Source organism: Paenibacillus sp. MAH-35 (genome assembly GCF_058135425.1).
Window position 1 is genome coordinate 248,587 of sequence record NZ_JBYUPU010000008.1, and the last position, 19,022, is coordinate 267,608.

The window sequence follows — 19,022 nt, forward strand, 5'->3', positions numbered from 1 at the left end:
CTATCGACCGCCTTGAACAGGCAAGCGCCCCATCAATTCGGTTACCGCGTCTTCGATAACGGGCTTGCGCATGAACGTTTCCCCTACCAATACGGCGCGTGCGCCGATCGAGCTTAAGTAGGCGATCTCTTCCGGGGAAGCGATGCCGCTTTCGCTGACGGCCGTCTTATCGCCCGGTGTGTGCCGGATCAGCTCCTCCGTCGTATGGAGGTCGGTCACGAACGTCCGCAGATTGCGGTTATTAATCCCGATTAACGTCGCATCCAGCTCGAGCACCCGTTCGAGTTCCTCACGGTCATGCACCTCGACCAGTGTGTCGAGTCCCAGCTCGCGGGCTGTCGCCAAAAATTGTCTCATCTCGGATGTGGTCAAGATTGCCGCTATAAGCAAAATCGCATCAGCGCCGATCAGCCGCGCTTCATAGATTTGCCGGACGTCGATCGTAAAGTCTTTGCGCAGAATCGGCACGCCGACCGCTTGCCGCACCGCGCTCAAATACTCGTTCGAGCCTTGAAAATAGTCGACGTCGGTCAATACCGATATACAGTCCGTTCCCGCCGCTTCATACGATCTGGCAATGCTCACCGGATCGAAATCGGGCCGGATCAGCCCTTTCGACGGGGACGCCTTCTTCACCTCGGCGATCAGCCCCATGCCCCGCTTCCGTCCGCTCGAAAGGGCCCGCTCGAAGCCGAGACAGGCAGGCATTGCCGCTATTTGGTTCTCCGCTTCGGCTAAAGAAAACGTTTCTTGCAGCCGCTGTACTTCGATTTTTTTGGTTGCTACGATTTTATCAAGAAACATGGCTCAGTTCTCCCGTTACTTGTGCTAGCTGCTCCAGCTTCTCCGCCGCCTTCCCGGAGTCGATGACCGCACCCGCTAATTTTACACCTTCCTGCAGCGTTGAGCAACGTCCGGTCACGTAGAAGCAAGCTCCCGCGTTGGCGAGAATGATATCCCTGCAGGCGCCGCCTGCGCCGCGGAACACGGAGCGGATAATGTCCGCATTGGCCGCCGCGTCGCCTCCAACGACGTCGCTCATCGGATACGCCTTCAACCCGAGATCGTCCGGGCTGATATCGAACGTCCGGATCGAGCCGTCCTTCAGCTCCGTCACCTTGGTCGCGGCCGATATGCTGATCTCGTCCAGCCCGTCATAGCTCGCTACGACGAGCCCCCGCTTGATCCCAAGCGAGCCGAGCACCTCGGCGATAAGCTCCGTCCGGTTGCGGTCGAAGATGCCGAGCAGCTGCCGGTCGGCCCCGGCCGGGTTGGTCAGCGGTCCGAGCAGGTTGAATACAGTCCGGATTCCGATCTCCTTACGAGGCGCAGCCGCGTGCTTCATCGAAGGATGGTGCGCCTGGGCGAACATGAAGCAGATGCCGATGCGCTCCAGACAGGATGCGGCCTCTTCCGCGGACAGCCCGATGTTGACACCCAGCGCCTCCAGCACGTCCGCGCTGCCGCTTTTGCTCGACATCGCCCGGTTGCCGTGCTTCGCTACGCGAATGCCTCCGGCTGCCGCTACGATGGCCGATGCGGTAGAGATGTTGAACGTATCGGCTCCGTCTCCGCCCGTTCCGCACGTATCCAGCAAATTGATCCGTTCAGCTTTTACCAGATTGGCCTTGCCGCGCATCGTCTCGGCGAAGCCGCCGATTTCGTCCGCGGTCTCTCCCTTCATGCGCAGCGCCGTTACCAGACTGCTGATCTGCGAAGGCGTCGCGTCGCCCTCCATGACGAAGTTCATCGCCAGTTTGGCTTCTTCCCGCGTCAGATGCGCGCCGCTCACCACTTTGGCAATCGTCTGCTGGATCGTTTTGATTTGGTCCATGTCCGTTTCCCCCCTCGAAATAATCGCAGATCAGTAATAGTCCTGATTCGTCAGTACGGCGGCCGCCGGTTTCTTTTCTCCGAATATCGCTTCCGCCAGCCGGATCGCCTTGAGCATCCCCATCGCTTTGTTCACTGTTTCCTTGTACTCCATCTCCGGTACGGAGTCCCAGACGATGCCGGCTCCCGCTTGGATGTACGCCTTGCCATGCTTGAAGATAAGCGTCCGGATCGTGATGCACGTATTCAGATTGCCCGAGAAACCGAGATAGCCGATGGCCCCTGCATAGGCGCCGCGCGCCTCCCGCTCGATCTCCGCGATAATCTCCATCGCACGCAGCTTCGGAGCGCCCGATACCGTTCCAGCCGGCATGCAGGATATAAAGGCGTCGAAGAAATCTTTATCTTCACGCAGCTTGCCGGACACATTGGACACGATATGCATAACGTGAGAATACCGTTCGATCTCCATGTACATGTCGCACTTGACGGAGCCGAATTCAGCGACCCGGCCGATATCGTTGCGCCCCAGGTCGACCAGCATGAGATGCTCCGCCCGTTCCTTCTCGTCGGCCAGCAGCTCCGCTTCAAGCGCCGCGTCTTCCTCCGGCGTTTTGCCTCTTGGCCGCGTTCCCGCGATCGGTCTCGTCTCCACCCGCTGTCCGTCGACCTTCACGAGCGCTTCCGGGGACGTTCCAACGATGACTTCGTCGTCCATTTTCAAATAATACATATACGGCGAAGGGTTCGTCGCACGCAGCACGCGATACACATACAGCGGGGAAATCTCCGTCTCGATATGGAATCGCTGCGAGAGGACAACCTGGAATATATCGCCCGCCCGGATGTATTCCTTGGCCTTATCGACGTTCGCCATGTATTGTTCCTTGGTCAGATTGGAGTGCACCTCTCCCAAATCCACATCGGCCGGAATCGCATTTTGGATGGAGCGCTGGGCGATCGGCTGCTGCAGACGTTCGATCGTGGCGTCGATCTTGGAACAGGTAAGCCGGTACGCTTCGGCGATTTGCGCGTCCGTCGCGTGTTTCCCGATATGAACGTTGCCGATCACTTTCACCTGCTGCTTGAAATGGTCGAACACGATCACCTGATCGCAGAACATAAACTCGATGTCGCTCATATTCAAATCGTCATGCCGATGGGCCGGAAGCTTCTCGTAATGCTGGAGCAGATCGTATCCGAAAAATCCGATCGCGCCGCCTGTAAACGGAGGGAAATCCGGCAGCGCCGGACTCGAATACCCGCGCAGCAGCCCTTTCAACGTCTCGAGCGGCTTGTCGTCCACGACTTGGCGAACGCCGTTCAGTTCGATCTCCATCCGGCCGTGCTTGCCTTTCACCATCAAAAACGGGTCGGTTCCGATAAACGAATATCTCGCCCACTTGACGCCGCCCTCCACGCTTTCCAGCAGGAACGCCCGCGGTTCCTCGTAAAAATGCTGAAACACCCGGATCGGCGTCTCCGTATCCGCCATCAAATTGCGTACGACCGGGATTAAGTTGTGGGTTTGGGCTAGCCGGATTACCTCATTGAGTTCTGGCGTGTACATATTCGTCATCTCTCCTTCGCCGCAGTTGGCCTGTAGCTATATGAATGCAAAAAAACCTCTACCGAAGTAGAGGTTTGAATATCGATCGGTTGGGGAACAAGCGTTTATTTCGAAAAAAAACGCCAAACGAAAACCAATACGGCAATGTTTCACACCGGGACATCTTCTCCTGGCAATGAAACAACCGGCTCTTCGCTTGTCGGTCCGCAGGTTCCGCAGGTAACTTCGACCGCTCCCGGTCAAACATTGCCCAGCCCACGAACATTCTCGAAACAACTGAAGCTACCGGCGGCTCCCGCCTTCGCTTCACTCGGCTGTACTCCACTCATCTCGACTAATTCCTAAACTCTACTGTTCTCGACTTGCCTTGTTCATGCTTTCCACTTACTATACAACAGATCTAAGAAAACCGTCAACCGTTTTCGAAATATAAACAATTAGGACTTGGTCGTCTCGGACAAGTCCGGACGGAGCTTTTTGGCTTCGTTCAAATAAACGTGCTGGATTTCCCGCTGCGATTTGTCGGTATTCACCGATACCATCAGACGGATGCACTTCGGCAGACCGCCCGGTACGGAAATCTCCAGCGCGCACATCAGCGGCACGAGCTCCCAGCCCGGCATCTGACGAATCGCCTTGGCCGGAAAGGCCGCATCCAAATCTTGCGTAACCGTTACGAAGACGTGCGCGATATCGTCCGGCTGAATGTGGTTGTCGGCGACGATTTGACCGAGCAGCTCGATCGTCGCTTTCAGGATTTCCGCTACCTCGTTGTGTTCCACCGTGATGGCCCCGCGTATTCCCCTAACGAACATGTCCGCTCAAGCCTCCCCTTTCAACCGCTCTACAATTTCTCTGACCCATACGGACGATACGTTCGAATTGATCTCGACCTCGCCGATTGCGGTCGGAATAATAAACACCATGGTGCCTTCCTTGAACTTCTTGTCGTGCATCAGTGCGCTCATGATCGCATCGGTGTCCAGATGGGACGGGATGCGGACAGGCAGCCCGAGCTTGCGCAAAATGCGCTCCGTCTCGACCGCGATCGATCCCGGATTGCCGAGCTTCTCGGACAGCATCGCCGCGCCGACCATGCCGATCGCGATCGCTTCCCCGTGCAGCAGCTCGTCGTACCCGGATACCGCTTCGAGTGCATGGCCGATCGTATGACCCAGGTTCAGGATGGCGCGGAGGCCTCCCTCCCGCTCGTCCTGCGACACGACCGTTGCTTTGACGCCGCAGCCGATGTACAAGGCATGCGCGAGCGCCTCCGAATCGAGGGCAAGCAGCTTGTCGGTATTGGCGTCAAACCATTCGACGAACTCCCGGTCCCATATAAACCCTTCCTTGACGAGCTCCGACAGCCCGGCGCGAATCTCCCGCTCCGGCAGCGTCTTCAGCGTTGCCGTATCGTACAGGACGAATTCCGGCTGATGGAAGGCGCCGATGACGTTTTTGGCGAGCTTGTGGTTGACCGCCACCTTGCCTCCGACACTGCTGTCGTGCGCGAGGATCGTCGTCGGAATTTGCACGAAGCGGATGCCCCGCATATAACTCGCCGCGACAAAGCCGGCCAGATCGCCGACGACGCCGCCGCCGATTGCGATCACCGCAGAGCTGCGGTCCAGTCCCGCTTCCAGCGCTACCGTAATCATATCTTCAAGCACAGCCAGCGACTTGGACTTCTCGCCGGGCGCTACTACAGCGGTTGCGACGCGGTATCCGCCGGCTTCGAGCGAGTCTTTGACCTGTGCCAAATAAAACTTCGCCACGTTCTCGTCCGTAACGACGAGGATCGGCGACTTGGTCCCGATTTTGTGGTTGGCGAGAGTAGCGGCAAGACCGCTAATAATACCTTCGCCGATGTAGATCGGGTACGACCGTTCTCCCAGATCAACCGTCAGCTGCTTCATATTAGTACTGCCTCACTTGCGCGAGGAAATTGTCGTAGTTGGCGCGGATCTCTTCCATCGAATCGCCGCCGAACTTCTCCATAAACGCTCTGGCGACTTCCCAGGCGACTACGCTTTCCATAATAACGCCTGCGGCCGGAACCGCGCACGTATCGGAACGTTCCACCTGAGCGGAGAACGGCTGCTTCGTATCGATATCCACGCTGCCCAAAGGCTTGTACAGCGTAGAGATCGGCTTCATTACGCCGCGGACGACGATCGGCTCGCCGGTCGTCATGCCGCCCTCGAAACCGCCTGCACGGTTGGAGCCGCGGCGGAAGCCCGTCTCTTCATTATACAAAATCTCGTCGTGCACCTTCGATCCGCGACGCTCGGACGCTTCGAACCCGATACCGAACTCGACGCCTTTGAAAGCTTGAATGGAAACGACGGCTTGCGCGATCCGTCCGTCCAGTTTGCGGTCCCATTGGACGTGGCTGCCCAGACCGACCGGAACGCCCTCGACGATAACTTCAACGATACCGCCAAGCGTATCGCCTTCGGCCTTCGCCTGGTCGATCGCGGCGATCATCCGCTCTTCCGCTTCCTTGTCGACGACGCGAACCGGAGACTCTTCGGTGATCCGGATTAACTCGTCGATCGGCAGCTCCTGGCGGTTGACTTCGATTTCTCCGATCCGAATCACTTGTCCGGCTACCTTAATGCCGAACTGCGCCAAAAACTGGCGGGCGATCGCGCCGACAGCGACGCGAACCGTCGTTTCCCGGGCGCTGGAGCGCTCCAAGATGTTGCGAAGATCTTTCTGGTTATATTTCAGGCCGCCGTTCAAGTCGGCATGTCCCGGACGCGGGCGGTTGACGCGGCGTTTGCCTTCGCTGCCCTCTTCGACGTCCTCGATGCTCATGACGGTCGTCCATGCTTTCCAATCGCGGTTCTCGACGACAAGCGCAACCGGCGCTCCAGTCGTTTTGCCGTGACGGACGCCTCCTACGATCTGTGCCGTATCTTTCTCGATTTGCATCCGTTTGCCCCGGCCGTGACCTTTCTGGCGGCGTGCGAGCTGCTCGTTGATCGGCTCCCCGGTCAGCGGCAAATTGCTTGGCAGCCCTTCCACGATCGCGGTCAGTTGCGGGCCGTGTGTTTCCCCAGCTGTCAAATATCTCATGAACGGTAATCCCCTTTCATCCTGATCCCATACATCTGAACGCTATAGCCGTGCTTTAGCGCTTTCATGTACCGAATTTCCTTTGCTAATTATAGTATAGCACCCCCGGTTTGACAAGGAAATGAGCGTGGTAAGATGACCCGGCCGGGAATGCGGACAGAAGCGACGGAAGCGACGGAAGAAAAACCGTCCGCTAAAAGTGCCCGACCGCTCTTAATCGTTTCCTTCCTGCCTATAAGCAGGGCAAGTCTTACAAGTTAAATGGTTTAACGACAAAAAGCACGCCCCGCGCGGGGCGCACTTGATCCGTACGATTCGAAAAGGAACTACCGTCAGCCGTTGACGGGCTGCGGATAGATCCGGGACTTGTCTGCCGGCAGCGGATCGTTCATAATACCCAGAACCTGCACCGAGTCGATGCCGAGTATTTGCGCGCACTCCTGGATCGTTATGAAGCCGCGCCGATATGCCGTAATGACCTTCCGTTTATCCATTAGGGGCAAACCTCCTGATTGAAAGTACAGGTTTAGTATAGGAATATATGGAAGCGGTTATACATGGGCCGCTCTTTTCCGGTATATAAACGTATCGGCCGGCTCGAACTCGTATTGGCCCGGCGAGAAAATCTGCTCGGTGCTGCCGACGAACAAAAGTCCGCCCGGCTTGAGCGCCCGGCTGAACTTATGGTACAGCATATGCTTCGCTTCCTCGGTAAAATAAATCATCACATTGCGGCAGACGATCAGATCGAACTGCGTGTCGAACGGATCGTGCAGCAAATTTTGCTTCGAATACCGGATATGCTTCTTTAACGAATCCGAGACCGAGAACGTCATATCTTTCTGGGTAAAATATTTCTTCACATACGCCGGAGGCACATCGCGAAGCGACCGGTCCGGATAGACGCCCCGCCTCGCCTTCTCCAGCGCCCCTTCATCAATATCCGTCGCCACGAGCTGCGACGATTCGAGCAGGCCCAGCTCCGACATGATCATCGCCAGCGTATACGGCTCCTCCCCCGTGGAACAGGCGGCGCTCCAGCATTTCAGCCGGCGGGACCCCCGGGCAAGCTCGGGCAGAAATCGGCTCTCTACTATTTCCCAGCGGTTCGGATTGCGCCAAAATTCGGATACGTTGATCGTCATCCGGTCGAGAAATTCGTAATACAGCTCCTTATCTTTCGCCATCGCATCGAAAAAGGAGGTAAACGACGCAAACCCCTTCTTCGTATACAACGTGGTTAGCCGGCGTTTCATCTGTGCTTCCTTGTACTGGGACAAGTCGATCGCCGAGTAATCTTTCACTTTTTTAATAAACAACGCGAAGTCTTTGTCTTCCACCTGTGTCTCCCCACCTATCCCTATGTACGAAAAGCTTCTAAACGAAGCCGTTTCCGCGATGAAACGCAAAAATCCCGTATGCTACTATAGTTCCATAGCATACGGGATTTTCCTGCCGAATGACGTCGAAAAATATCAAATCCATGTTTGTATCGTCTTCGTATAATCGAGTAGCTCCTGCGGCTCGAAGAAGATGTTGATCTCGCGGACGGCGTTCTCCGGCGAGTCGGAGCCGTGAATGATGTTGCGGTTCGTATGTACGGCGAAATCTCCCCGGATCGTGCCGGTTCCCGCCTCAAGCGTATTCGTCTTGCCCATCATGATCCGGGACAGCGCGATCACTTGATCGCCCTGCCATACCATGGCGAACACGGGGCCGGACGTGATAAAGTTCATCAAATCGTCATAGTAAGGGCGGCCGTGATGCTCCGCGTAATGCGCAGCCGCTTTTTCCTTGGACACCATCATCAGCTTGCTGGCGATGAGTGTAAACCCTCTGCGCTCGAAGCGGCCCACAATCTCGCCGATCAGCCCGCGCTGTACGCCGTCCGGTTTAATCATCAGAAACGTTCTTTCCATATCCATTCCCTCCACTCGGCTCCATTGTATCAACCATTGTCGGTTGATTTTCCGCAATCCATACGTTGATATGCCTTGCTCCCTAACCGGCAGCGGTTCCTCAATAAGAACGGTTGCCGATAAAATGGGCGATCTGAACCAGGTCGCGCTTGGCGCGAATATCCGGCAAGCCGGACAAAGCCGCTATCGCCCTGTCAATATAATTCGAAGATAGCCTGTCGGCTTCACCGATGTATGTACCGCTGCGGATGATGCGCAAAAAGGGCGTAACATCCGTCTGACCGTCGACAAGACGGATCCGTTCGATCTCGGCCAGCAGCTCGCTTCGGATCGCCGGGTCGCGCAGCGCGCATAATACCGGAAGCGTGATGTTGCCTTGCCGGATATCGCTTCCCGGGGGCTTGCCGAGCTCCTTCTCCGTACCTGTCAGGTCGAGGATGTCGTCGCGGATCTGAAAGGCCATCCCCGCATTGTAACCGAACGCATACATGCTGTCGCAAACGTCGTCCGAAGCTTCCGAAGCGACCGCGCCGAGCTGGCAGCTGATCGCAATCAGGAGCGCCGTCTTGCGCTTGATGCGGAGCAAATAATTGCGCAGCGTCTGGTCAGTCCGGAAAAAGTAGCGGATCTGCTCCATCTCCCCGATGCTCAGCTCCACAAGCGCCTTCGACAAGATCCGGTGGATGCGGGGATCGGACAGCTGCGTTGCGACCGTAAGCGCCTTGGCGAAAATGTAATCGCCGGTGTACATCGCAACCCGGTTGTCCCACTTGGACTTTACCGTCAACTGGCCGCGCCTCGTATTCGCATCGTCGATCACGTCGTCATGCACAAGCGAGGCCATATGGATCAGCTCCAGCGGCACCGCGATATGTTTCAGTCTCTGCAGATCATACTTGCCGAACTGGCCGGCAAGCAGGACGAAAACCGGACGAATCCGTTTCCCTCCCGCTTTCAGCAGATGCAGCGACGTTTCCTTAAGCATCGCATGTTCCGAATAAACGCTGCTTTCCAGCTCACGCTCGACGTAAGCGATATCTTTTTTCATTCTGGCGTAAATATCCAATAGTTTCATCAAGTCACCTAGTTACAGAATTATCAGTCCAGATACGGAGCGGCGCATCCTCGGATAGCAGCCCCTGTTCTGCGGCATACCGGAAATACAAGCTCAGCCCCCGCCGCTGATCCGGGCCGAAATCGTGGCTTAGATTGCGGAAATAGCCGCGCCAGTATTCGAGCGTCCCGCCGATCTCGGCCTGCGCCTTCCTCACAATCGGTTCGGGATCTTGGAGTCCTGCCGCTTTGCTTCTCAGGAAGGATTCGTGCACGTCGGCCACCAGCTCCGGATAAGCTTCGATCGTCTGCTTGCGGACGGCCCATACGGCGAACGTCATCCATTCCCCGGTATACCGTTTCCACAGTCCGCCCAGATCGGACACTTCGTACGGATGATCGGACCAGCTCGCCCGGATCGCGTCGTCGCCGATCAGAAGCGCCGCATCCGCATGTTTCATCATTGTATCCAAAGACGGAGCGGCATACACGTAATGGGGCGTGACTCCCACAAAGCGGTGCAGCACAATTTTAAGCAAGTTAACGGTCGTAGCGGACGTTGTGGGCAGCATAACCGTGCAGCCGTTCAGCTCTTCGAGCGGCTTCTTATGAAACAGCAGCAGCGAATTAACGTTGCCGAGCGCGCTTACCGACAGCTCCGGGTACAGCTCGTAGCGCTCATGCGATTCGGCATAGGCAAACGAAGAAATCGCCCCCATATCGACTTCTCCGGCCAGCATCGCCCGGTTCAGCCCGGTCGGCACCTGCTCGATCCATTCCAGTCTGGAGCCGAACCGCTCGTGCGGGAAATAATGATAAATGGGCCACACGTTCGTATAGTTGATCTTCCCGATGCGTATCCGTGATTCATGGTGCATAACTCAAGCATCTCCCCATCGTCGGAACATCTCGTTGTCGATTCCCATACTATCCATCACTTTGCCGACCATAAAATCGACCAGCTCGTCCATCGACAACGGCTTATGGTAAAAGGCCGGCATGGCCGGAACGATCCGCACTCCCATACGCGCCAGCTTCAGCATATTTTCCAGATGAATCGCGTGAAGCGGCGTCTCCCTCGGGACGATCACGAGCCTCCGCCCCTCCTTCAGCATAACGTCGGCGGCCCGTTCCAGCAAATTGCCCGAGGCGCCTTGCGACAAGCCCGACAACGTTCCCATGCTGCACGGGACGATCGCCATGCCGGCGGTACGGAACGATCCGCTGGCGATCGAGGCACCGATATCGGCGATCGGATAATAACGCGGTTGGACCGAGAAACGGCCGAACTTCTCTTCAAGCGTCGCCTGTCGGTGAGAAGTGTCCCAGCCCAGCTCCTCCCGCAGCACCCTCCAGCCCGCCTCGGTAACGACGAGATGAACCGGCAGCCCGCGCTCCAGAAGCGCTTCGCACAGCCTGACTCCGTAGACGGCGCCGCTCGCCCCGGTAATGCCGACCACCCATCCTTCGCGGCTTGCATTGTCTACCATAGGTAGCGCACCACCACGTCAAGGAATGTGAAACAAAACACAACCACGCTCAAAACTCCGTTCATCGTAAAAAACGCCGTATTCAACTTGGACAAGTCGTTAGGCGATACGATGAAATGTTCATAAAACATAATCGCGTAAGAGATGATCAGTCCGGCGAAATACCACCAGCTTAAATCCGTTATCAGAAAAAGGCTCATCAGTCCGGCGGCGGTGATCAGATGAAACGCCCTTGCGATCATCAACGCTCGTCCGATCCCGAAGCGGCTCGGTATGGAGTGCAGCCCTTCGTTGCGATCGTAGTCGGCGTCCTGACAAGCATAAATCACATCGAAGCCGGCCGTCCAGAAGGCGACGCTGATATACAGCACCATCGCGGATAAGTCGATCGTTCCGGTTACCGCAACCCAACCGCCTAGCGGCGCAAGGGCGATCGTAAGACCGAGGATGACGTGGCAGAGCCAGGTAAACCGTTTCGTGTACGAATAAATAACGGTCATAAAGACGGCGAGCGGAAGCAGCTTCATCGCCAGAGCGCTCAAGTTGGCCGTCGCCCAAAACAGCAGGACAAACGAAATGATGATAAAGAGCAATACTTCTCCGACCGACAGCAGTCCGGCCGGAATCGCCCGGTTCGACGTGCGCGGATTTTTCAGGTCGATCGCCTTGTCGATCAGCCGGTTCAGCCCCATAGCGGCGCTGCGTGCACCGACCATTGCAACGATAATCCAGCCGATCTGAGCCCACGACGGCAAATGGCCGTATTCCACAACCGAGCCGAGTACGGCGCCCATAAAAGCAAACGGGAGGGCGAATATCGTATGCTCGAACTTGATCATTTCCAGAAAGACTTTCGTCTTATTCCACATCGGACGTTCCCTCCCGCTTGACGCCGATATGCAAAGCCGCGACTCCGAGGAAAAACGGTTTGACGCGAATGTCGTCCAGCCCGATCTTCCGGAATATGCCGGCAAGCTGGTTGTAATCCGGAAAATGCACGAGCGATTCCGGCAGCCATTTGTACTGCTCGTACTTTTTGGCTATCAGCTTGCCGATCAGCGGCATCACTTTCTGGAAGTAAAAATAATAAATCGACTTAAACGGCTGCCAGGTCGGCTTGGACAGCTCAAGCGAGACGACCAGTCCGCCCGGTTTCACGACACGGCACATCTCCCGCAGCACTTGTTCCAAATCCGGCACGTTCCGCAGCGCGAAGCCGATCGTGGCATAATCGAACGTATTGTCTTCGAAGGGCAGCTCCATCGCATTGCCGTGGACGAGCTCAATCTGATCGTCCCGCTTCAGGCTTGCGATTTTGCGTTCGCCGAAATCGAGCATATTCTTGCTGAAGTCCAGCCCCACGATCCGGCCCGACCCGCTGGCCTCGGCCAGATCTACCGTCCAGTCGCACGTTCCGCAGCATACGTCGAGCGCGGTCTGCCCGGGTCGGACGTCCATCTGCTTCATCGTATACTTGCGCCAAGCCTTGTGCCGCCTGAAACTAATCAGATCGTTCATCAGATCGTACTTGGGAGCGATGCTTTCAAATACGGAATGGACGAACTGCTCTTTGCTAGTCTTCATCTCCACCTCACACTTCCTCCAATACCCTCGGTGCTGTCAATGCTCTGGCAAACGGCTCCCCGATCTGATACAGCTCGCCGACCAGCTTCTCCGAATCAAATTGCCGGATCTTGTCCGACAACAGCTTGAACTGCGTCTCCAGCATCTGGAACAGCGTTGCCTTGACGTTGTATTTATGCAGAAGCGAGCGCAGCTTGCCCGGATCGGTATCGCCGTTCTGCAGCTGTTTCCGCTCTTCCTTCGTCCCGATCTGAAGCAAATGCCAAAACGCCCATCCGCAGCGGAAATCCCGTTCCCGCTCGATGCGGCCCAGTTCGTTAAGCAACACTTCACATTGGGTGTAGCCCTGGAGCATATCGTGCCAGCTGTTAGGCTTCAAACCTTCAAGCGCCTTGGAAAACGTCAAATACAGCTGCATGCGGATGTCGACGGAAAAACGCATATACTCGTCCGTCGTCATCTTCCACTGGCGCATCCGGCTGTACAAATTCATCTTCAGCCGGTTCACCTCGCAGATCGCAGCCGCGATCCCCCTTGTCATCTCCACCTGGCCGGCCTGCGACAGCAGATGATAAAACCGGCTGCTGAAGTAATCGCCGGCAAGCACCTTCATCTGTCTGGAACGAGCTTCTTTTTTCTCTTTGCGTTCGTTCGTTTCGCTGACCAGATCGTGCGTATCGAGTCCGAGCTGAGCCAGCGATACGACGATCGAGTACAGCTCGCTTTGATCCGCGTAAGACGATTGTTTACGGAGAAACGTATACAAAAGCTGGGTGCGAAAATTGGGAAATTCGGGCAGCTCCGTATGATCCCGGATCATATCGTAATCGGTGTAAGGTTTCGTCGCATCCGCAATCGAGTAAATGTTCATACAAGCCTCCGTACCGCCGACAAGCGTCAATGTGCGTTCATCCTAGAAATCTAAACCATTATATCATAACCGGGCGCACCACGCACATTCTATATGATGCAAATTACGGCAAAGTCCGCAGCCGCAGCCGGCCTCCGCTAATGCTGAAGCCGGTCCATCCATCTGTGGGTGTACGTCAGGTTAAAGCTCGAGACGATATATTGCTCTTTCGTCCCTTTCAGACGACCGCCGGCGGCAGCCCCGTCCGCATCCGACCGTTTGGCGTCCATAGCCATCAGCAGTTGGGGGACGCCCTTGGCTTGGGACGGGTGCTCCATAAGGCGGACGAGCATCCGCTTTACATTTTTCGTTCCGGCAAAACCCGCCTGCGACAAAACGTACAAATCGTCATATACGGTCTCGGATTTCATTCCATCCGGACCGGATCTCAGATCAACCGACAAAATCGAGTCGCTCCATTCGACATGGGCGATATCCAGTTGAAGCGGCAGCTTGACGAGCAGATCGACCAGATTGCGGTCGCTCAGCATAACGGCCGACTCCGGGCGAAATACGGGCGTGTCCGCCGCCCCTCCTGCAAGCGATCCGTCAAGTTTCGGCACGATGGACAGCAAAGCGGCGATACCAATCGATACGAACGCGACGACGAGAATCCGGTAAACCGACTTCAAGGCACATCCCTCCCGCAGGGGCTCTACCCTGTACATTCGGTGCATTTACACCCCTATCTCATTGTACAAATGAAAAAGGCAGGCTATGCCTGCCTTTTGAAGCCTTATTCGAGGTCGCGCTACTCGTCCGTTTCGACCGTGCCGTATCGGGTCATGACGACCGCTTTTCCGCGGATTTTGACGGCGGACGTATGCTCCGTGAACTGGGCGATCATCACTTCGCCTTTATCCAGCTTCTCCGTATGATGGAATCGTGTATCGTGTCCCCGTGTAAGCCCGATCACATGAACCCCGTTTTCTTTCGCCTTGATGACGAAGTAGTCGCCTTGAATCGTCCCGTTTTCTTTGTCATGGGCCATTCGGAATGTTCCTCCCCTGATCCGCATCGATTGCGGAAGCGTCCGTTTGCTCCTATGATGCGGCAAAACGGCCCTGTTGTCAATTCGCTGCCGCTTCGGCTATTGCATGATTCCGGTGCCGACGACCCGAACGTTCGTCACAAGCCGGATATCCGCTTCCGCAAACGATTCCGCCCACCGGTCTTTCACCTTCTCCCATTCCCGGTACGTGTAAGCCCGGGCGTACATGCCGAAGCCGACCGGATCTACCCGGTGCTTCTGGAGCTTACGGATCAGGGTCATAAACTCTTTATCCAGCTCCGCCTGGATAATCGGTCCGATCTGCTCCTCTTCCATATCGGAATCCAGGTTCTCCGATATGGCCGCATCGAGGCTCAGCTTCACCTGAAACACAAATTTGCCCTTATCGAAGGTTGGCCGGATTTTCGTCTTCGCCCGTTTGACATAAAAGCTGGCCCGGTTGTTCAGCAGCTGTCCGTTCGTCGAGGCGGCCGAAAGCGGGATCGTCAGCGACGTATCCGCCTTTTTCTCGTTTTGCAGCAATTGGAGCAGCGTCGTTTCTTGAAGCCCGAGTGAAGTGGAATATTTTCCCCGTTCATCAAGCAGAGCCGCTCCCGTTATTTCCAGTTGCCGCTTTTTCTTTAGCTCGGCAACGAAAGGGGTCATTCCCTTATCGAACATTTGTCGATGAAATTCCTGCACAGTCGTCTTAAACGAGATGTTCCGACGGCTGGCCGTATCGATCAGCTTGGCGATATGCTGGGACAATCGCGGCTTATCCTCCGGGGTAAACTCCATAATATCCGCCACGCTCCCGTCGACGGCAATAATCCTGCTGTTAACGGTCATCTTTGCGTCGCGCATTAAGGTGTCCAGCAGCTTAAACCAGCCGGGCTGTTCCAATACTTGCTTCCCAATCAGGATCGATTGGATTTTGCCGCTTTTGGTCATCGCGGTCACCATCGAATCCAGCCTCCCTCGAGCCTGACGAATGGTTGTCGCCTTAACGCCGTAATCTTCCGTCTTTTGCTTCGCCTCTTTGCTGAATACCGGACTGGATGTATAGATGAGCAGCTCGTTGTCCTCATTAACGTCGATACCCAAAGTCAGGGCGAGCGTAATGTCCTCCAGATTCGTCTGGTCGTAGCAGCCGTTCAGAAGCGCGAGCAGCAGGGCGGCGACGACTCCCGCACGCATTATCCGCATTCGCGCCCCTCCGTCCTCCGGTTTTTCCGGATCAGGTTCGTTACAGCCAGTACGAGGAGAAGGGCAAACGGTGTCGCATAAGCCAGTACAAGGCCGCTTCTGGACCAGAGCTGTTCCATCAGGCGCAATTCCTGGACCGCAGGAAAATAAAACACCGATACGGCAAACACCGTCCCCGCTATCGCGTACACGTGCGGCGCATGATCCGCCTGTCCGGTCAGCCGGCTTGCACAATGCCCGGCCAGCATCAGCAGCGGGGTCCAGGTAGTCGACAGCAGGAACAAATAAAACGCCAGAAACACGATGTCGAACCGCTCCAGAAAGTGAAATTCAATTACCTTCAGCAAGCTTAAGGTCGGCCATGTAAATTCCGCAATCTGGTCGGGGCTGTAAAATAAATTGCTCGAAAAAATAACGAGCATAAAAACGATCATGGACAAGGTGTTGGCAATGACCACCCCCGTATACGCCCGCTCTTTCCGAAGGAGAAACGGATACAGGAAAAACCCGACTTCAAACCCGAGGAAGGAAGGGGCCGTCAGTTTCACCGCTTGCAGCACGCCTGACCATTCCCCTTTAATCAACGGGAGAATATGGACCAGGTGGCTCTCCTTGAGCGGCGCGATCAGAAAAAACGGGGCTGCGAGCGAACAGTAAAATACAAGCTCCGCATAACGGCCGAGTATGCGAATTCCGCTGCGGGCCACCATCACGGTCGGCAGCAGAAACAACAGCACCATCATGTACGCCGGAGTTTGCGAGAGAACCCACACCTTCGTAATCGAAACGGATGTTGCGAGAACAGCCGCAAAGGCAGCCACAAAGTACGCGAGCCAGATGACAGCGGCCGCCCGGCACGCCCATTTGCCGAACAAACGCCGAACCAAATCGAGAATCGTGTCGTCCGGATACCGGCGCATGACCGCGACGATGCACAGACTGGTAATTACGGCAATTGCCCAGCCGAGCACAATCGCCATCCAGCCGTCGGTGCCCGCAGTTTTTGCCATTTCTCGCGGCAGCGTCAGCAACCCTACCCCGACCTGGCCCCCATGAATGATCGTGATGTATTGCATCAGCGTAATTTCATTGAATCCGTATCGTTTCATCGCCCTTCACCGCCCGATTCCGGCTCTCCCAGCCTGCGGCTCTGCTTCGTCCTTGTCTCCTTCGGGCGGTCCTTCATGCTCCACAAGGGAAGCCGGATCAGCGTATCCTTCCAATCGGAAAAGCGGACCGGGGCAAACGGCGTCCCGTACGGGGTGCCCAGCGATTCGAGCGAGATCAGGTGAGCGACCAGGATCATCAGGGCGATCGCAATGCCGATCAGCCCGAACATCGAAGCGGCGATCATCACCGGAAACCGGAGCAGACGGATAGCCGACGCCATGTCGTAACTGGGCAAAATAAAAGACGCAATCGCAGTCGAAGCTACGATAATCACCATAATGTTGCTGACGATGCCCGCCTGTACCGCAGCCTGCCCGATCACGATCCCCCCGACGATGCCGACCGTTTGCCCGATCGGCGAGGGCAGCCGGATTCCCGCCTCCCGTAGCATCTCCAGCGTGATTTCCATAACCAGAGCTTCGATAATGGGCGGAAACGGCACGCGTTCCCGGGATTCGCCTATCGAGATGAGCAGATCGAGCGGAATGATCTCGTAGTTAAACGAGATAACCGCGATATAGATTGCCGGCAAAAACGTAGAAAGAAAAAAGCCCAAGTACCGGAGCAGCCGTATAAAGGAAGCGATCGGCCAGCGGGTGCTGTAGTCGTCGACGCTCTGGAAATAAGAGCAGAAGGTGGCGGGGCCGATCAATACGCTCGGCGAGCGGTCGACGATGACGACGATCCGGCCTTGCAGCAAGTGCGAGGCGGCCGTGTCGGGCCGCTCCGTGGCAATAAACTGGGGGAACGGCGAAAAGGGATTATCCTCGATATATTCGGCAAGCTCTCCGGAATTCAAAATGCTATCCACTTTGATTTTGCCGAGCCGGTCCGTCATTTCCTTCAGCAGCTCCGGCTTGACAAGATCGGCGATGTATAGGATCGACAGCTTCGCTTTAGCGCGCGAGCCTACGATCATTTCTTTATTTTTTAACTCGCGGCTCTGGATATACCGGCGAATGAGCGCGACGTTTTGGATCGCCGTCTCTACGAACCCTTGGTGCGCTCCTTTTAGAGACGCTTCGAGCTGCGGGTCTTCGATCGCCCGCTGCGGCCAGCCTTGGGTACGGATGAGGTACGCCTCGCCGGAACCTTCGACGAACAGCACGCTGCAGCCGTCCAGGATGCTGGTCTCGATGTTGGACCACTGCCGCGTCTTGTATACCGGTCCGGCCGATATGCCAAGCTCCCCGCTTTGTTTCTCTTCCTCGATGAGCGGACGGATGATATGCTGGTCGATCGAAATCTTGTCCGTCATGCCTTCCAGATACACCAGTGCGGCCTGCATACCGCTTTGTTTGATCACCAGCATCCGGACGACCAGTTCCGGGGTGAGACTGAACAAAGCGTACAGATCCGACAAGTTGGTATTCAGTTGCCGGGCAATCTCGTTTCTGATAATTTGCGCAGCCTGCCGGCTCGATTGCAGCGACTCTTCGCCCCTTAACCACCGCAGCCACTTTGATTTCATGATCCGTTGTCCCCGTTTCGCGAGTTCCGTAACTTATACTCCATAGAATGGAAGCTTAGGAAGATCTCTATTCGGCAACACGGTTTCCATTTCATGCCTGACCGCCTGGAGGAACCTCGGCCTGCCTTCGTCATGTACTGCGGAATCGGAGTGGGACGACAAAAAACCGTCTTCTTCATCTGCAACGCTGCAGGAAGAAAACGGCTTTTTGTTGATCGATCGGAGTAACACGATTTGAACGTGCGACCTCACCCACCCCAAGGGTGCGCGCTACCAGGCTGCGCTATACCCCGATGACAGAAACTCGGTTCAATATGTAACATTATAATGGGCTGCTAACGGTTTGTAAAGCACTCTCTGCCATAATTTAACGATATGACGCATGTAAAAACAACTTGATTTCGAATCGAGTAGGCCCATGCACAATTGCATGGGCCTCTCACAGATCCGGACGTGCGGGTCATCGCATCCGGCTCCTCCAAGATTATCCCCTTTGGGGGTGATGTTCATTGTAAAGCTCAAGAAGACTGCATAGACCCATTTCCTCAAACCACTTGTTTGGCATCGCGAACTGAGCATAGGTTGAATGTGAACTCCTCCATGCCCTCATACGCAGGCCAGGCATATCACTGTTATCCCAACCTCGGCGCCTCATTTCACGATGGAGCTTCCTTACCTTCTTCCAACTGCGAAGTTGGACGGAGCGCAGACGCCTGCGAATCCAGCCGTCTAGTTCCCGAAAGC

At 55.9% G+C, this 19,022-nt stretch carries 20 protein-coding genes and 1 tRNA gene; all 21 read right to left on the minus strand.

Going from position 1 to position 19,022, the window contains the following annotated elements; all coding sequences use genetic code 11:
• Nucleotides 1-804 carry an indole-3-glycerol phosphate synthase TrpC gene (gene trpC / locus AC3Y2E_RS11595; protein WP_379210290.1) on the minus strand — a complete coding sequence of 268 codons (804 nt, stop codon included), beginning with the start codon at nt 802-804 and terminating at the stop codon, nt 1-3.
• Nucleotides 794-1,834, minus strand: coding sequence for an anthranilate phosphoribosyltransferase (gene trpD, locus AC3Y2E_RS11600; RefSeq protein WP_379210292.1), 1,041 nt, complete (start codon nt 1,832-1,834; stop codon nt 794-796). The genes trpC and trpD overlap by 11 nt, the downstream gene beginning before the upstream one ends.
• A gap of 30 nt (nt 1,835-1,864) precedes the next feature.
• Nucleotides 1,865-3,403 carry an anthranilate synthase component I gene (trpE, locus tag AC3Y2E_RS11605; RefSeq protein ID WP_190925182.1) on the minus strand — a complete coding sequence of 513 codons (1,539 nt, stop codon included), beginning with the start codon at nt 3,401-3,403 and terminating at the stop codon, nt 1,865-1,867.
• 437 nt (nt 3,404-3,840) lie between these two features.
• Nucleotides 3,841-4,218 carry a chorismate mutase gene (aroH, locus tag AC3Y2E_RS11610; protein WP_379210295.1) on the minus strand — a complete coding sequence of 126 codons (378 nt, stop codon included), beginning with the start codon at nt 4,216-4,218 and terminating at the stop codon, nt 3,841-3,843.
• Nucleotides 4,219-4,224: 6 nt separating this feature from the next.
• Nucleotides 4,225-5,319: a 3-dehydroquinate synthase gene (gene aroB, locus AC3Y2E_RS11615; RefSeq protein ID WP_379210297.1), complete on the minus strand. Its 1,095-nt coding sequence runs from the start codon at nt 5,317-5,319 to the stop codon at nt 4,225-4,227.
• Nucleotide 5,320: 1 nt separating this feature from the next.
• Complete coding sequence (gene aroC / locus AC3Y2E_RS11620; RefSeq protein ID WP_332071081.1) at nt 5,321-6,484, minus strand: chorismate synthase; 1,164 nt, start codon at nt 6,482-6,484, stop codon at nt 5,321-5,323.
• Between the two features lie 332 nt (nt 6,485-6,816).
• Nucleotides 6,817-6,978: a hypothetical protein gene (locus AC3Y2E_RS11625; protein WP_190925189.1), complete on the minus strand. Its 162-nt coding sequence runs from the start codon at nt 6,976-6,978 to the stop codon at nt 6,817-6,819.
• 57 nt (nt 6,979-7,035) lie between these two features.
• Nucleotides 7,036-7,824 carry a CheR family methyltransferase gene (locus AC3Y2E_RS11630; protein ID WP_379210300.1) on the minus strand — a complete coding sequence of 263 codons (789 nt, stop codon included), beginning with the start codon at nt 7,822-7,824 and terminating at the stop codon, nt 7,036-7,038.
• A gap of 135 nt (nt 7,825-7,959) precedes the next feature.
• Nucleotides 7,960-8,403, minus strand: a complete 444-nt coding sequence (gene ndk, locus AC3Y2E_RS11635) for a nucleoside-diphosphate kinase (RefSeq protein ID WP_190925193.1) — start codon at nt 8,401-8,403, stop codon at nt 7,960-7,962.
• Between the two features lie 100 nt (nt 8,404-8,503).
• Nucleotides 8,504-9,478: a polyprenyl synthetase family protein gene (locus AC3Y2E_RS11640; RefSeq protein ID WP_190925195.1), complete on the minus strand. Its 975-nt coding sequence runs from the start codon at nt 9,476-9,478 to the stop codon at nt 8,504-8,506.
• A 4-nt stretch (nt 9,479-9,482) separates the two neighbouring features.
• Nucleotides 9,483-10,334: a menaquinone biosynthetic enzyme MqnA/MqnD family protein gene (locus AC3Y2E_RS11645; protein ID WP_379210303.1), complete on the minus strand. Its 852-nt coding sequence runs from the start codon at nt 10,332-10,334 to the stop codon at nt 9,483-9,485.
• A gap of 3 nt (nt 10,335-10,337) precedes the next feature.
• Entirely contained in the window at nt 10,338-10,946 is a 609-nt protein-coding gene (locus tag AC3Y2E_RS11650) for a UbiX family flavin prenyltransferase (RefSeq protein ID WP_379210305.1), read from the minus strand.
• The gene (locus AC3Y2E_RS11655; protein ID WP_332071086.1) at nt 10,940-11,815 is read right to left on the minus strand and encodes a UbiA-like polyprenyltransferase; all 876 of its coding nucleotides are present in this window, start codon (nt 11,813-11,815) and stop codon (nt 10,940-10,942) included. Before AC3Y2E_RS11655 ends, AC3Y2E_RS11650 begins: the two co-directional genes overlap by 7 nt.
• Nucleotides 11,805-12,530: a demethylmenaquinone methyltransferase gene (locus tag AC3Y2E_RS11660; protein ID WP_379210308.1), complete on the minus strand. Its 726-nt coding sequence runs from the start codon at nt 12,528-12,530 to the stop codon at nt 11,805-11,807. The genes AC3Y2E_RS11655 and AC3Y2E_RS11660 overlap by 11 nt, the downstream gene beginning before the upstream one ends.
• 7 nt (nt 12,531-12,537) lie before the next feature.
• Complete coding sequence (locus AC3Y2E_RS11665) at nt 12,538-13,401, minus strand: heptaprenyl diphosphate synthase component 1 (RefSeq protein ID WP_379210310.1); 864 nt, start codon at nt 13,399-13,401, stop codon at nt 12,538-12,540.
• A 137-nt stretch (nt 13,402-13,538) separates the two neighbouring features.
• Complete coding sequence (locus AC3Y2E_RS11670; protein ID WP_379210312.1) at nt 13,539-14,072, minus strand: hypothetical protein; 534 nt, start codon at nt 14,070-14,072, stop codon at nt 13,539-13,541.
• A 119-nt stretch (nt 14,073-14,191) separates the two neighbouring features.
• Complete coding sequence (gene mtrB / locus AC3Y2E_RS11675; protein WP_379210314.1) at nt 14,192-14,431, minus strand: trp RNA-binding attenuation protein MtrB; 240 nt, start codon at nt 14,429-14,431, stop codon at nt 14,192-14,194.
• Nucleotides 14,432-14,530: 99 nt separating this feature from the next.
• Nucleotides 14,531-15,637, minus strand: a complete 1,107-nt coding sequence (locus tag AC3Y2E_RS11680; RefSeq protein WP_379210316.1) for a Ger(x)C family spore germination protein — start codon at nt 15,635-15,637, stop codon at nt 14,531-14,533.
• Nucleotides 15,628-16,746, minus strand: coding sequence for a GerAB/ArcD/ProY family transporter (locus AC3Y2E_RS11685; protein ID WP_379210318.1), 1,119 nt, complete (start codon nt 16,744-16,746; stop codon nt 15,628-15,630). The genes AC3Y2E_RS11680 and AC3Y2E_RS11685 overlap by 10 nt, the downstream gene beginning before the upstream one ends.
• Nucleotides 16,743-18,278, minus strand: a complete 1,536-nt coding sequence (locus AC3Y2E_RS11690) for a spore germination protein (RefSeq protein WP_379210320.1) — start codon at nt 18,276-18,278, stop codon at nt 16,743-16,745. The genes AC3Y2E_RS11685 and AC3Y2E_RS11690 overlap by 4 nt, the downstream gene beginning before the upstream one ends.
• Nucleotides 18,279-18,497: 219 nt before the next feature.
• Nucleotides 18,498-18,571: transfer RNA gene (locus AC3Y2E_RS11695), tRNA-Pro, on the minus strand.
• Nucleotides 18,572-19,022: the final 451 nt, after the last annotated feature.